Source organism: Maribacter orientalis, assembly GCF_900109345.1.
GTDB lineage: Bacteria > Bacteroidota > Bacteroidia > Flavobacteriales > Flavobacteriaceae > Maribacter > Maribacter orientalis.
This window is the reverse complement of the sequence record NZ_FNZN01000006.1, coordinates 148,093-161,983: the sequence shown is the minus strand read 5'-3', so window position 1 is coordinate 161,983 and position 13,891 is coordinate 148,093. Positions and strand designations below refer to the sequence as shown.

The following is a 13,891-nucleotide window of genomic DNA, read 5'->3' as shown; positions in this document are numbered from 1 at the left end:
TCTTTGTCTTTAATCTGGCGACCTTATAGCTTCTTGTTTTAGCAATTCCATATAGGTATTCTGATTGACTATCAACTCCTTTAGTTTACAGACCAAAAAAAGATAGCAACGGCAATAAGCTATGATAAAATAAAAATCATACATGTGTTCTTTAGTGTTTCTAAAGCTACTTTCGTATGATTTTTTATTGGGTTTGGTTCTACTAGATTTTTTTAGAAACTAATGTTCTATTTATCTCTTTATGTAAATAATAACCGGTAACAATGGTAGCTAATACATCTGCAATAGGAAAAGAGATCCAAACCCCTAATTCACCTAAATAATTTGGCAAAATGAGAATGAGCGGGATAAAGAAAAATCCTTGTCGGCATAATGTAAGTAACAATGCTGGCACGGCTTTACCTATTGCTTGAAAATAGGCAGCACCAATTAATTGTAGCGCAATAATTGGTGTAGCGGCAAATACCCAACGCATGGCAGAAGGCGTATTCTCTAAAACAAAGGCATTTGTAGCAATTTCCAACTCGCTCATACCTGGTTTATGACTAAGAAAAAGTCCCGCAATCTCAGCAGGGAAAATCATCAGTCCGGTGAACACTATGGTCGCCAATATTGCTGCAAATTTTATGGCGGTATAGATAGATTCTTTTACCCTATCATATTTTCCAGCTCCATAATTGAATCCGGCAATAGGTAAAAATCCTTGTGTGACCCCAAAAACTGGAAAAAGAGCAAACATCAACATTCTACCGATTATGGCATATACTGCTACCATGGCTTCGCCTCCTAAATCAAAAAGTATATTATTCATCAACAAGTAAATAATACTAACCACTGCTTGTCTAGATAAGGTCACGAAACCAAGTGAACTAATTTCCTTTAAAATAGAAAAATTGATACGGAAATATTGCAAATTCAGCTTTAGTTCTGAATGTTTGGATAGAAAAAAATACAGAATGTAACTAAAGCATAAAAAGTAGCTAATAGTGGTTGCCCAAGCAGCACCTTCCATACCATAATCCAATACATTGATAAAAAGATAATCCATCACTAAATTTCCTATGGATGGGATAATCATCGCAATCATAGCGAACTTAGGTTTGCCTTCTGCCCTTATAACCGCATTCCCCATCATATTTAGAGCTAGAAGTGGTACGCCATACAAAACGATTACATAGTAGATTTTAGCCATTTCAAAAATGGACCCTTTACCACCAAAAGCTGGAATAAGGCTATCTACATAGGTGAGCCCTAACACAACCATGATTATAGTAACTAATAACGTAAAGCTAATTTGGTTACCAAAAGTTCGTAAGGCCTTGTCTTTATTATTTGCCCCTAATGCCCTTGAAATAATACTTGCTCCACCAATACCGATTGCCATTCCCAATGCTCCTATGAAAAAAGAAACCGGCAATACCACGTTTATTGCGGCAATGGCGATTGAACCGATCCAATTACCTACAAAGATAGAATCTACCAAAACATTGAGAGACATTACCAAAATACCAATACTGGCAGGTAACGCTTGTTTAATAAGCAAACTTGAGATAGATTCCGAGCCTAATTGTTCAGCGGAAACGTTTGCCATTTTTTAGTTTTATTTTAGGTTACTGTAATGTGGTACTATTCATTAAGAATATACAATGGTATTAAGCCATCACCTGTTTACTGACCTTGCTTTTTTGGATTTCTTGAGCAATATAGTTCCACAAACCGATTCTTTTTGACAAGGCCTTTTGCGAACATTCCGCCACCTCTTGCCATTTGCGCTCATCAGTATCACAAAGCTCCTGAATCATTTTTAGGGATAAGGGTCCATGGTCATCGCCATCCAATTCTATATGACGGCGCAAGTAATAATCCAATTTCGAAAAACTGTTATCCCCTTTATTATCAGATCTATCAATGATTTTAAGGAACATATCCGGTATAAGTTCTTCCCTACCAAATGTAAATGCAGCAGCAATAATATGTGGTTCATGAGTTTGAACCACTTCAAAAGTAAATTTTAAAAAATCTTTTAAGGCATCGTTCAACACTGAAGTTTCAATAACTTCCAAAACGCTTTCTAACCGGGTAATCCTTTCTAAGAAGTCGGTCATTTTTGAAGTATCCGCACCGACTTCCGCCATGGCATCCAAATACATTTCGAAATGACTTTTAAAAACTCCCTCTTCATTTCGATCACTTTCCTCTTCCAACACAATTTCATTAATAAACCGGGCCGTATTTGTATTCTTGACAGGTTTCCATGGTAAAGTAGTACAGGTCAAGTGTATCTGCAATCCTTTTAAGAGCGACATAAAATCCCATACGGCATAAACATGGTTTTCCATGAACACCTTAATATCTGTTACAGAGGATAATTCCCCATATAGACTATGATTTTTTAACTGCTCCCTTAAGGGTAATAAGGTAGCTTCTAATTCTTCTATTTTCATAGCACCCATTTTCTTAAAATAGATAAATCAATTTATTTGACTAGGTGCTTGGCGTAACAGCTAATTCACCAGTAGCCTCCCAATCATTGACCCATTTGGCCATCACCTTCACCCATGCTTCATTATCATTCATACAAGGTATATGCTTATAGTCTTCTCCACCAGCTTCCATAAACTGTTCTTTACCCTCCATGGCTATTTCCTCTAAGGTTTCTAAACAATCACTTACAAAAGCAGGAGTAATGACTGCTAGGCGTTTTTTGCCTTCCTTGGCTAAACGTACAAATTCAAAATCCGTATACGGTTTTAACCAAGGGTCACCGGCTAAACGAGATTGAAAAGAAGAACTAACTTGTTCTTCAGGCAATCCTAAATACGCCTTAACCATTTCTGTAGTATCATAAACTTGATGTCTATAGCAGGTATTATGTGCTACTGAGTTAATCTTGCAACAACTACCATCTATTTTACAGTGAAAACGAGTTGGGTCACTCTTGCGAATATGACGTTCAGGGATACCGTGATATGAAAACAATATGTGGTCATATTCGAAATCCTTTAATCCATCAATAATACTTTCTGAGAGAGCTTGTATATAATCTGCATTTTTATAAAAAGCAGGTAGCGTAGTTACTCCCATTTCTGGAAAATATTGCTGTTGCTCCTCCAAAACCTTTACCACCACTGTCTCAAAGCTAGACATAGCGTAGTGTGGATATAATGGAACCAAAAGAACCTCATCAACTCCTTTATCCTTTAATTCTTGCAACGCATTTTTAATGGTCATTTTGCCATATCGCATTCCTAACGCAACCGGCATTTTTGTGTGTTGTTGTACTTTATTGGCAAAGCGTTCAGATAGCACTATTAGCGGCGAACCTTCATCCCACCAAATTTTAGCATAGGCTTTAGCTGATTTCTTTGGTCTGGTTTGTAGAATAATCCCCTTTACAAGGAACGTCCGTAACCATTTAGGGGCATCGATTACCCTTTCATCCATTAAAAATTCATCCAAATACGGCTTTACATCTTTTGCGGTAGGACTTTCCGGCGAACCCAAATTGACCAATAATACTCCTTTCATAGCGTTTAATTTTCCAATGGCAAAAATAACACAAGTAATATTACCCACATTTGTGAACCCAAAAAAGTTTCAAATCAATGCATAAGTAAAGTTGATAGTGTTTAACCTTTCCTATTTGCATTATTAAATGCCTAAATTTGTTCTTTCCACACGAAAGCAATACTGAATGCAAAATTTAACCAATAATCCAATACTCTTAGCTTATATCTTTGGTGCAATCTTAGTATTATTATTGCTTCAATTAATTACTGTTAAATTATTAAGAAGATTAGGTAAAAATCCTAAGTATCTTCTTGATAAAGAAGATATTAAAAATATCACAAAGCCCATCTTTATCATATTTATTGCCATTGCAATTCGAATTAAAACGTTTCATAACCTTTTGGGTTTTGAAGAGGTCACCTATCTACTTAGTAAGATCAGTACTATTTCTATAATTTTTGCCTTTACCTGGCTACTAATAATTGGCCTGAAAATTACAAAGAGGAAAATCATTAAAAATTACGATGTAAATTCAGTCGATAATTACAGGGCACGTAAGGTTTATACCCAATTTAATATTTTAGAGCGCATAATTATTTTCGTCATCATCATCATAGGGGTAAGTATCGCACTTATGAGTTTTGAGAGCATACGCGAAATCGGTGTTAGTATTTTTGCCTCCGCTGGGGTTGCAGGTATCATTGTAGGTCTTTCTGCTCAAAAAATGATTGCGAGTATTTTAGCGGGAATACAAATTGCTATAGCTCAACCTATAAAAATTGACGATGTGGTCATTGTTGAAAGTGAATGGGGTAGAATCGAAGAAATTACATTAACCTATGTGGTTGTCAATATTTGGGACAAAAGGAGACTGATTGTACCCACCTCTTATTTTATTGAGAAGCCCTTTCAAAATTGGACGAAGAAATCGGCCGACCTACTAGGCACTATATATTTATACACCGATTATAGAGTTTCTTTTGATGCCCTTAGAAAAGAACTGGAACGTGTTTTGAAAACTACTGATTTATGGGATGGAGCTAATCAAAACATACAAGTAACGGATTCAAAGCCCACTTGTGTTGAGATAAGGGCAATGGTCAGTGCTCAAGACGCTTCTACACTTTGGGATTTACGTGTTTTTGTACGTGAAAAACTCATTACTTTTTTACAGGAAAATTATCCTGAGAGTATTGTTCGAACTAGAGTACAAATAGAAAACAATTCAAAAGAAGGTAATAATTTATAATTTTATAAAATGCGACAATTCTTACTACTAATTATAATACTTATTAACTCTCAGTTGGGATTCTCCCAACAAATTACCTGTTCCACAAAAGACAAAGAGGCAGTTGAAGAAAAAATAGAGGCAATTGACAGATTGCTACAGCCCGACTTTGGAAGCACAATAGTATCTGTTGGTAAAACTTTTATGAAAACACCATACGTGGCCAAAACGTTGGAAATTGGTGATACTGAAACCTTAGTCGTGAACCTACAAGGCTTAGATTGCACCACTTTTGTAGAAAACGTTTTAGCATTTTCCAAGTTACTAAGACAAAAAGACCCTTCATTTAATACCTTCATTAAAAACCTAGAAGTTATACGTTATAAAGATGGTGAATTGGATGGATATGCTTCACGTCTACACTACTTCTCAGAATGGATAGCCAACAATGCCGAAAAAGGAATTCTGAAAGATATTACCGGAGAAATTGGTGGAAGAGAAATCACCAAGGATATTAATTTTATGAGTACTCACAGAGATTTATATCCTTTTTTGGCAGATGAAGCAAATTTCGATAAAATAAAGGCTTCAGAAAATTATTTAAATAGTCAGGCGATATGTGTTTTAGCACAAGATAAAATTGCTGAAAACGAGGACCTAATTCAATCTGGTGATATTATCGCTTTAGCCACTTCAATAAATGGACTAGATGTTACACATACAGGTATTGCAACACGAGAAAAAGATGGTAGAATTCATTTACTTCATGCCTCTACTGGTTCGATGGAAGTTGAAGTTTCTAAAAAACCTTTGGCCGAGTATTTAAAAGGAATAAAAAGTAATACAGGCATTATGGTGGCCAGACCACTTTAACTTTTATGCTAATTTCCTACCAGTGCCAACAAGTATTTTTTAGGGGTAGTATTGTATTTTTTTTTGAAAGCAGCTATAAAATGGCTTGCGGTACTATATCCAACCTTTAAACCTATTTCATTTACGTTGTATTGTCCGGTCTCCAATAGACGTTTTGCATAGTCCATTTTATGGTCGAATAAAAAACTGTAAACAGAATCTCCATAAATTTGCTTAAAACCTTCTTTCAAACGCTTTAAGCTTAGTCCGACTTCACTCGCTAGTACTGTCAATGTAGGTGGCTCGGCCATATTTGCAAGAATGATATCTTTAGCTCGTTTAATTTTCTTAACATTTTCTTCATCCGCTAGATAAGGACATTGCTCAATATCTGCATTCGGACTCCTATTAAAATACAAAGCGATTAATTCGTAAATCTTACCTTTTACGTATAATGCTTTTATAGATGGATGCAGATTGTAATTAATGATCTGACTCAAAATAACCGCTATAGATGGCGAGAAAGGTTCTTGAGCGTAATACTTCTTCTCTTTATTATCTGTACTTAGAAAAGGAATATAATCAGCTTCTGCAGTAAATAGAGAATGAAATTTTCGCAAGGTCATTACCACCGAAACTATGGAAGATTTTGGCTCCAATTCTAAATTAAGTGGAAGGTCTAACTGTGTGTTATACAGCAACAAAGAGTTCTCTTCTGTAACATTTAAACTATAACTACCTTGATTAAATGAAAATGTACCTTTACCCTTCAAACAAAAATGAAATTGGATAAATTTTTTATTTATTTCACGAGAATAGCTAACATTAACATATTCCTCATTCTGAAATTTTAGCACATAAAATCCGTCTTCAATCATAACTTCATCATATGACCTTTGAGCGTTATTTTTAACTTCCATTTTCTTGAAAAAGTTTTATATCTATTTAGAAAGCATCTAAATAAATGATTAGCATTTGTCTGACAACCCTATAAAATTATGCTATTAAACTGATAAATATCATTTTTCATCCAAAAATTCTGCAGACGACACTAATTGTACCGCAAGCGTTATTTTTATTAGATTGACAGCCATACTTTTGTATCCGCTTTATGAAGGACTACCATATTTCTAAACACAACTCCTTTTACACAATTGGCCTTAACTATAAAAAGGCTGATGCCGTGGCACGTGGTAAATTTAGTTTAGATGAAGTTGCAGTCAACAAACTTTTAATCGAAGCGAAGAATCAAGGAATTGATGGCCTATTAGCGACATCTACTTGTAACCGGACTGAATTGCACGGATTCGCCCAACATCCTTTTCAACTTATAAAATTATTATGTGACCATTCGAACGGAACCGTTGAAGCGTTTCAAGAAGTTGCCTATGTGTATAAAAATAAAGAAGCTATTAATCATCTGTTTAGAGTAGGTACTGGATTAGATAGTCAAATTCTTGGGGATTTTGAAATTATTAGTCAATTAAAGCAAAGTTTTAAGCGTTCAAAAGAATTGGGGATTGCCAATCCTTTTATAGAACGTCTATGCAACAGCATTATACAGGCAAGCAAGCGTATAAAGAATGAAACCGAAATTTCCTCGGGAGCTACGTCTGTCGCCTTTGCATCCGTTCAATATATTTTACGCAATGTTAAAAATGTATCCGAGAAGAATATTCTTTTATTCGGTACAGGAAAAATAGGTCGTAATACGTGTGAAAATTTAATTAAGCACACCAAGAATCCACATATCACCTTAATCAATAGAACTAAAGGTAAAGCCGAGCAAATTGCTGGTAAATTCAACCTAATGGTGAAAGATTATGGCGATTTACAATCAGAAATAAGAAAATCGGATATTTTAGTGGTTGCTACAGGTGCACAAAAGCCTACGATTACCAAAGAATTAATTTATACGAATAAGCCTCTATTGATATTAGACCTTTCAGTCCCTAAAAATGTGGACGATGCCATTTCTGATATGGAAAACGTAACCGTAATTCATTTAGATCATTTATCTCAAATGACCGATGAAACTTTAGAGCGCAGAAAACAATTTATTCCGGAGGCAGAAGCTATAAACGAAGAGGTGAAATACGATTTTAATCAGTGGTTAGAAACCCGAAAATTTGCCCCTGTTATAAAAGCATTGAAGAAAAAGCTGAAGACCATGAAAGATGAAGAGCTTGACTATCAATCTAAGAAAACGGTCAATTTCAACGCAGATCAGGCAGATGTCATTACAAATCGCATTATTCAAAAAATAACTACACAATTTGCAAATCATCTTAAGGATGACTCGGTAGATTCCAATTCAAGTTTAGAATTTATCCAAAAAGTATTTCAATTAGAATTGGACGAAAAATGAGTAAAGTAATACGATTAGGAACACGCGATAGCGAATTAGCGTTATGGCAGGCAAATACCGTTAAGGACCAATTACAAGCTTTAGGGCATATCGTTAAATTAGTTCCTGTAAAATCAACAGGAGATTTAGTCTTAGATAAACCTCTTTATGAGTTGGGCATAACTGGTATTTTTACAAAAACTTTGGATGTAGCCATGCTCAATGGAGACATCGACATCGCTGTTCACTCAATGAAAGATGTTCCTACGGCACTTCCAAAGGGTATTGTTAAAGCTGCTGTTTTAAAACGCGGTAATTACATGGACATCATGGCATTTAAAGATAACGAGGAGTTTTTAGGATCTCGTAATGCCGTTATTGCAACAGGAAGTTTACGTAGACAAGCGCAATGGCTGAATAGATACCCGACGCACACTATTGTTGATTTAAGAGGGAACGTAAACAGTAGATTAGATAAACTATACAATAATGAATGGAACGGCGCCATATTTGCCGCTGCCGGTTTAGATCGTATTGGTTTAGAGCCTGAAAATACAATAGGACTTACATGGATGCTTCCTGCTCCTGCCCAAGGTGCAATTATGGTGGTTGCCATGGAAGATGATGAAGAAATTCGTGAGGCATGTGCACAGTTAAACCACGAGGAAACGGATACTTGTGTAACTCTTGAAAGAGAGTTTCTTAGAGAATTAGAAGGCGGTTGTAGTGCTCCAATTGGAGCTTTATCTTACATTAATAAAGAAAATATTGTCACCCTTAAAGGCGTTCTACTTAATGTTGACGGAAGCAAAAAGCTAGAGGCAGAATTAACTGCACCTTTAGGAAAACACAAAAATTTAGGAATAGACTGTGCTAAAAGTATTCTAGCCAGAGGTGGTAAAAGGTTAATGACGGAATTGGCTAATGCCGGTTTCGAAATAAACATCTTTTCTACCAAGAAATTGACTCCGCCACAGCAACTTCTACTTAACATTTCGGTAAACGCAGATTCAGATGATTTTATAAAGATTAGTTCGAACCGAATTTCGCCGATTGTTTTAAAGAAGAAACACAAAAACGTCGTGTTCACTAGTAAAAATGCTGTTGAAGCTGTTTTAACAAGTAGCAGCGCTGTTGAGCTTGATTTCGAAAATATCTATTGTGTTGGTAGAAAAACACGTCGATTTATAAAAAATAAGTTCGGTAAGGTAACGCATTATGAAAACAACGCTAAAGATTTAGCTAACCATCTAGTAGAATTTATAGATGGTTCAGAGGTTACCTATTTTCATGGTAATTTAAGTCTAGATGAGTTACCAAGTATATTAGAGGAAAACAATATCACCGTAAATGCAATTGAGGCATATAGAACTAAACTATCTGGCAAATCGATACCAGAAACCGTAAAAGGTATCATGTTCTATAGCCCGTCAAATGTAGAAAGTTTCTTAAAGGAAAACTCAGCTGACAAAGTAGCCTATTGTATTGGTGAAACTACGGCAAAAGCCGCTAGGGAACACTTCAAAGAAGTAAAAGTTGCTAAAATACCTACCGTAGAAAGTGTTATAGATTTAGTAAACCAAGATTATAAGGATTAGCCTTTGGGCTGTTGGCTAAATATAAAATTATTGAATTTACGAGCGTAGCTAAACATTAAAAGCTTCTCGCAAAGATGAATAAAGAGAACCTATGAGTTTAAAAAACGACTTATTCTTAAAAGCCTTAAAAGGTGAAACTGTAGAAAGACCTCCTGTTTGGATGATGCGTCAAGCTGGTAGATATTTACCAGAATTTATGGCGATTAAAGAGAAGTATGACTTCTTTACTCGTTGTCAGACCCCTGAATTGGCATCGGAAATAACCGTACAGCCTATTCGCAGATACGGAATGGATGCCGCTATTTTATTCAGTGATATTTTGGTGATTCCACAGGCAATGAACATTCATGTGGAAATGAAACCGAATTTTGGTCCGTATTTACCGAATCCTATTCGCACTCAAAAGGATTTAGATAGCGTAATCGTGCCAGATGTTCATGAAACGTTAGGTTACGTAATGGAAGCTATAAAAGCTACCAAGGAGAAATTAAACGATGACGTCCCATTAATTGGTTTTGCAGGTTCCCCTTGGACTATTCTATGCTACTGTGTACAAGGTCAAGGAAGTAAAACGTTCGATATGGCTAAAGAATTGTGCTTTACACAACCTGTTGTTGCACATGAATTACTGCAGAAAATAACAGATACTACTATTGCATATCTAAAAGCTAAAGTAGCTGCGGGTGTGAATGCCGTACAAGTATTTGATTCATGGGGCGGCATGTTGTCACCTACAGATTACCAAGAATTCTCATGGCAGTACATTCAACAAATTATCGATGCTTTAAAAGACGAAACCCCGGTTATAGTTTTCGGTAAAGGATGTTGGTTCGCCTTAGGCGATATGGCAAAATCTGGCGCCTCTGCACTTGGTGTAGATTGGACATGTTCCGCAAGAAACGCTCGCTATTTAAGTGGTGGAAAAATAACATTGCAAGGTAATTTTGACCCTGCCCGTTTGTTATCTCCACCAGCTGTAATTAAAAAGATGGTACACCAAATGATCAATGAATTTGGTAAGGACAGTTATGTTGTAAACCTAGGTCACGGAATTTTACCAAATGTACCCGTAGAAAATGCAAAGGCATTTATTGATGCCGTAAAAGAATACAAGCAAGCGTAGTATTACTTACCATTACGGAAATACATAACGTATAGCCGAAATTATAAGAACACTATGGATTCATTTCAACAACAAGATTTTGAAATAAACCCGATTTCAGAAAGAGATGGGTGGCGGTTATGCGACTTCGTATGTTCAAATGCAGATTATATAAAACGGTACTTTCCTAAAACCGTTGCTGCAAATTTGAATCCTACATTATCTAATATCTTTGTTTTAGGCAAGGCATCAGAGTTTCTTTCCGGTAGAGAGTATTTGTTTACGCTCAAAGAACCAGAACACAGAAAAATCATAGGTCTGGTCTATCTCAAAGAATTAAAAAGAGCAACTAAAGAAGCTGAAGTTGCTTATTGCATAGCATATCCATGCAAAGAAAAAGGTTATACGTCAGAAGCCGTTAAAACTATTTCAGAATGGGGATTTAAAGAACAACATTTAAAACGACTTAGAATAATAGTTCACAAATCGAACATTGGAAGTATTAAGGTAGCAGAAAATTGTGGTTATCTTTGGAAAGAAACATTAGCAAAAGAACACACTCCACCTAACGAAGACCCGTTAGATATGGAACTTTACGTCTTAGAGAATGAAAGATAAATTTTACGCCTACATAGAACAACTACAAGATGTCATTACTTCTAAATTAGAGGAAGTCGATGGAAAAGCAGCCTTTAAAGAAGATATATGGGTACGCGCAGAAGGTGGTGGTGGTCGCACAAGGGTTATTGAAAATGGGGCCGTATTCGAGAAGGGTGGAGTTAATATATCTGGCGTACATGGTGAACTTCCTGATAGTATGAAGGCTTATTTTCGCGTGGAAGATGGCAAATTTTTCGCTTGCGGATTAAGTTTGGTACTACATCCCAAGAACCCAATGGTACCTACGGTTCATGCAAATTGGCGTTATTTTGAATTGTATGGAAATGATGGTGAAATTGTTGACCAATGGTTTGGTGGTGGTCAAGATTTAACCCCGTATTATTTGTTTGATGAAGATGCCGTTCATTTTCATAGCGTATGCAAAACAGCCTGCGACAGACACAACGCTACTTTTTACAATACTTATAAAAAACGTTGCGATGAATATTTCTGGAATGCTCATAGAAATGAAGCCCGTGGAATTGGCGGATTGTTTTTTGACTATTGCAAGGCAACTGAAGAAATGACTATGCAAAACTGGTACAACTTTGTTACCGAAGTAGGCAATAGCTTTTTAAGCTCTTATGTACCGATTGTTACAAAAAGAAAAGACTTGGACTACACCAAGGAACAAAGAGATTGGCAAGAAATTAGACGAGGAAGATATGTAGAGTTCAATTTAGTTCACGACAAAGGAACTTTGTTCGGACTAAAGACCAACGGTAGAATTGAAAGTATCTTGATGAGCCTTCCTCCGCATGTACAATGGCGTTACGATCACCAACCTGAGAAAGGCAGTGAAGAAGAACGACTATTGAATGTATTAATGAAACCTAAAGAATGGGTTTAAGAGTAATACTTTTACTGAGCTTATTATGTTTTACAGAGTTCTCTAGTGCCCAAAATTCTACCTATAAAGAGGCCTTTCCCGACAAAGTCACCCTTCGACTATCCTTACAGACCACTTCCAATAGTTTTACGCTTAGAGATAAGATAACGCGCAATAAAACGGAGTTTATACCGAATGACAAAAGCTATTTAGGCCTATCGATCCTATTCCGTTTTTTAGAAGTTGATTTTGGTTACGCTCCTAATTTTTTATCGGAGAATAAAGACAATGGTGATTCTAAACTAATTACGTTCAACATAAGAACGTTTTTTGGTCAATATATGCAGACGGTAGACATATATAAGCAAAAAGGATTCTTCATTAGAACACAAGAATTAACCTTGCCTATAGATGATTTAAAAACGTTCAAAATTGGCGGAACATCTAGCTATATATTTAATCCTGATTTTTCTTTTCGCGCTATAGGCTTTCAAAATGAATGGCAAAAAGAAAGTGTAGGCAGTTTTATACCTAGTATCTCTTATTATTACACCAAGTTCAAACTTGAAGATCCCATCATAGAAAATCAACTGGAACATTCTTTTAAAATGGCCGTTGGACCGGGGTATTATTACAACTGGGTGTTTGAAAAAAACTATATCCTTTCAGCTGGTGCAACAGGTGGTTTGGGATTTAATCTTTCTAAATCTCAAGGAAAGACTTCCTTGGATGGACTTGCCCAACTAATTTTCAGATTAACCGGTGGATACAACTCAGAAAACTTTTTCAGTGGTGTAAACATTAACACACAACTTCTAACACATACTTCTGCCGAAAATTTTGTTTTAGATGATTCTATTAGTTTTCTTGAATTCTATGTGGGATATCGATTTAACGCACCCAAAAAATGGATTGCCAAAGCAGATGAGATAAGTCGTAAATTTGGTATAGATTGATATGAACATCCTATGACACAAAAAATATATCAAATTGATGCCTTTACCTCGAAATTATTTTGTGGAAATCCTGCAGCGGTTTGTATTCTTGATACGTGGTTAGATGCTGAATTGATGCAAAAAATAGCAGCTGAAAACAACTTAGCTGAAACTGCCTTTGCCGTATTTAAAGACAACTATTACGAGCTTCGTTGGTTTACGCCAGAAATAGAAGTGGATTTATGTGGTCATGCCACTTTAGCTACTGCTTTTGTTCTTTACAATTACTACGATTACAATAAACATACCCTTCGGTTTATTTCACCACGAAGCGGTGAATTATTGGTTCAAAGAGATGAAACAGGACTCATAACTATGGATTTTCCTACGGATGATCTCATAAAGGTCTCCGAGCAAATTGATATTTCCAAAGCCATAGGAAGGCAACCGCTAGAGACGTATAAAGGAAAAACCGACTATTTACTAATCTATAACTCTCAAGAAGAAATTGAGGCTATGCAACCCAATTTCCATTTATTAAATGAATTGGATTGCAGAGGTGTAATTGTTTCGGCAAAAGGAACTGATGTTGATTTCGTATCTCGCTTTTTCGCACCTCAATGCGGTATTCCAGAAGATCCCGTAACAGGTTCTGCTCATACCACTTTAACCCCATATTGGTCCAAGGTATGTAATAAAACAAAGCTAACCGCCAAGCAACTATCTCAACGAGGTGGAAATATACAATGTGAGTATTTGGGTAATCGTGTAAAGATATCTGGAAATGCGGTTTGCTATTTAATTGGTGAAATTGAAATATAAAATATAAA

The 13,891-nt window shown here is 36.0% G+C and carries 13 protein-coding genes; 9 read left to right on the top strand and 4 right to left on the bottom strand.

Features of this window, described 5'->3' with window-relative positions:
- Positions 1-202: 202 nt before the first annotated feature.
- From BMY56_RS13890 to hemH, 3 genes are all read right to left on the bottom strand, one after another.
- Complete coding sequence (locus BMY56_RS13890; RefSeq protein ID WP_091625436.1) at positions 203-1,591, bottom strand: MATE family efflux transporter; 1,389 nt, start codon at positions 1,589-1,591, stop codon at positions 203-205.
- 61 nt (positions 1,592-1,652) lie between these two features.
- Entirely contained in the window at positions 1,653-2,444 is a 792-nt protein-coding gene (locus tag BMY56_RS13885; RefSeq protein ID WP_245737227.1) for a DUF3050 domain-containing protein, read from the bottom strand.
- Positions 2,445-2,484: 40 nt separating this feature from the next.
- Positions 2,485-3,528 (bottom strand): ferrochelatase, encoded by a 1,044-nt coding sequence (gene hemH, locus BMY56_RS13880; protein ID WP_091625532.1) that lies wholly within the window; start codon positions 3,526-3,528, stop codon positions 2,485-2,487.
- A gap of 166 nt (positions 3,529-3,694) precedes the next feature.
- Here hemH and BMY56_RS13875 point away from each other — a divergent pair, with 166 nt between their 5' ends.
- A complete protein-coding gene (locus BMY56_RS13875; RefSeq protein ID WP_091625431.1) occupies positions 3,695-4,759 on the top strand; it encodes a mechanosensitive ion channel family protein in 1,065 nt (354 codons plus the stop codon).
- A gap of 9 nt (positions 4,760-4,768) precedes the next feature.
- A complete protein-coding gene (locus BMY56_RS13870; protein WP_091625428.1) occupies positions 4,769-5,611 on the top strand; it encodes an N-acetylmuramoyl-L-alanine amidase-like domain-containing protein in 843 nt (280 codons plus the stop codon).
- A gap of 8 nt (positions 5,612-5,619) precedes the next feature.
- Here BMY56_RS13870 and BMY56_RS13865 read toward each other — a convergent pair whose 3' ends face one another.
- A complete protein-coding gene (locus BMY56_RS13865) occupies positions 5,620-6,510 on the bottom strand; it encodes a helix-turn-helix transcriptional regulator (RefSeq protein ID WP_091625426.1) in 891 nt (296 codons plus the stop codon).
- Between the two features lie 191 nt (positions 6,511-6,701).
- On the opposite strand from BMY56_RS13865, the gene hemA reads away from it, so the two are divergent.
- The 7 genes from hemA to BMY56_RS13830 all read left to right on the top strand — a co-directional run bounded on the left by hemA (position 6,702) and on the right by BMY56_RS13830 (position 13,883).
- Entirely contained in the window at positions 6,702-7,958 is a 1,257-nt protein-coding gene (gene hemA / locus BMY56_RS13860; RefSeq protein ID WP_091625423.1) for a glutamyl-tRNA reductase, read from the top strand.
- The gene (gene hemC, locus BMY56_RS13855; RefSeq protein WP_091625421.1) at positions 7,955-9,535 is read left to right on the top strand and encodes a hydroxymethylbilane synthase; all 1,581 of its coding nucleotides are present in this window, start codon (positions 7,955-7,957) and stop codon (positions 9,533-9,535) included. The genes hemA and hemC overlap by 4 nt, the downstream gene beginning before the upstream one ends.
- Positions 9,536-9,626: 91 nt before the next feature.
- Entirely contained in the window at positions 9,627-10,658 is a 1,032-nt protein-coding gene (gene hemE, locus BMY56_RS13850) for a uroporphyrinogen decarboxylase (protein WP_091625418.1), read from the top strand.
- Positions 10,659-10,712: 54 nt separating this feature from the next.
- On the top strand, positions 10,713-11,255 hold the full coding sequence (locus tag BMY56_RS13845; RefSeq protein WP_091625415.1) for a GNAT family N-acetyltransferase: 543 nt from the start codon (positions 10,713-10,715) through the stop codon (positions 11,253-11,255).
- Entirely contained in the window at positions 11,245-12,147 is a 903-nt protein-coding gene (gene hemF, locus BMY56_RS13840) for an oxygen-dependent coproporphyrinogen oxidase (RefSeq protein ID WP_091625412.1), read from the top strand. Before BMY56_RS13845 ends, hemF begins: the two co-directional genes overlap by 11 nt.
- Entirely contained in the window at positions 12,138-13,082 is a 945-nt protein-coding gene (locus BMY56_RS13835; RefSeq protein ID WP_091625409.1) for a DUF4421 family protein, read from the top strand. The genes hemF and BMY56_RS13835 overlap by 10 nt, the downstream gene beginning before the upstream one ends.
- 12 nt (positions 13,083-13,094) lie before the next feature.
- Positions 13,095-13,883: a PhzF family phenazine biosynthesis protein gene (locus BMY56_RS13830; RefSeq protein WP_091625406.1), complete on the top strand. Its 789-nt coding sequence runs from the start codon at positions 13,095-13,097 to the stop codon at positions 13,881-13,883.
- Positions 13,884-13,891: the final 8 nt, after the last annotated feature.

Excerpts from the sequence above, each read along its gene's own strand:
- BMY56_RS13890 (WP_091625436.1), bottom strand. The coding sequence starts at position 1,591 with ATGGCAAACGTTTCCGCTGAACAATTAGGCTCGGAATCTATCTCAAGT.
- BMY56_RS13885 (WP_245737227.1), bottom strand. The coding sequence starts at position 2,444 with ATGAAAATAGAAGAATTAGAAGCTACCTTATTACCCTTAAGGGAGCAG.
- hemH (WP_091625532.1), bottom strand. The coding sequence starts at position 3,528 with ATGAAAGGAGTATTATTGGTCAATTTGGGTTCGCCGGAAAGTCCTACC.
- BMY56_RS13875 (WP_091625431.1), top strand. The coding sequence starts at position 3,695 with ATGCAAAATTTAACCAATAATCCAATACTCTTAGCTTATATCTTTGGT.
- BMY56_RS13870 (WP_091625428.1), top strand. The coding sequence starts at position 4,769 with ATGCGACAATTCTTACTACTAATTATAATACTTATTAACTCTCAGTTG.
- BMY56_RS13865 (WP_091625426.1), bottom strand. The coding sequence starts at position 6,510 with ATGGAAGTTAAAAATAACGCTCAAAGGTCATATGATGAAGTTATGATT.
- hemA (WP_091625423.1), top strand. The coding sequence starts at position 6,702 with ATGAAGGACTACCATATTTCTAAACACAACTCCTTTTACACAATTGGC.
- hemC (WP_091625421.1), top strand. The coding sequence starts at position 7,955 with ATGAGTAAAGTAATACGATTAGGAACACGCGATAGCGAATTAGCGTTA.
- hemE (WP_091625418.1), top strand. The coding sequence starts at position 9,627 with ATGAGTTTAAAAAACGACTTATTCTTAAAAGCCTTAAAAGGTGAAACT.
- BMY56_RS13845 (WP_091625415.1), top strand. The coding sequence starts at position 10,713 with ATGGATTCATTTCAACAACAAGATTTTGAAATAAACCCGATTTCAGAA.
- hemF (WP_091625412.1), top strand. The coding sequence starts at position 11,245 with ATGAAAGATAAATTTTACGCCTACATAGAACAACTACAAGATGTCATT.
- BMY56_RS13835 (WP_091625409.1), top strand. The coding sequence starts at position 12,138 with ATGGGTTTAAGAGTAATACTTTTACTGAGCTTATTATGTTTTACAGAG.
- BMY56_RS13830 (WP_091625406.1), top strand. The coding sequence starts at position 13,095 with ATGACACAAAAAATATATCAAATTGATGCCTTTACCTCGAAATTATTT.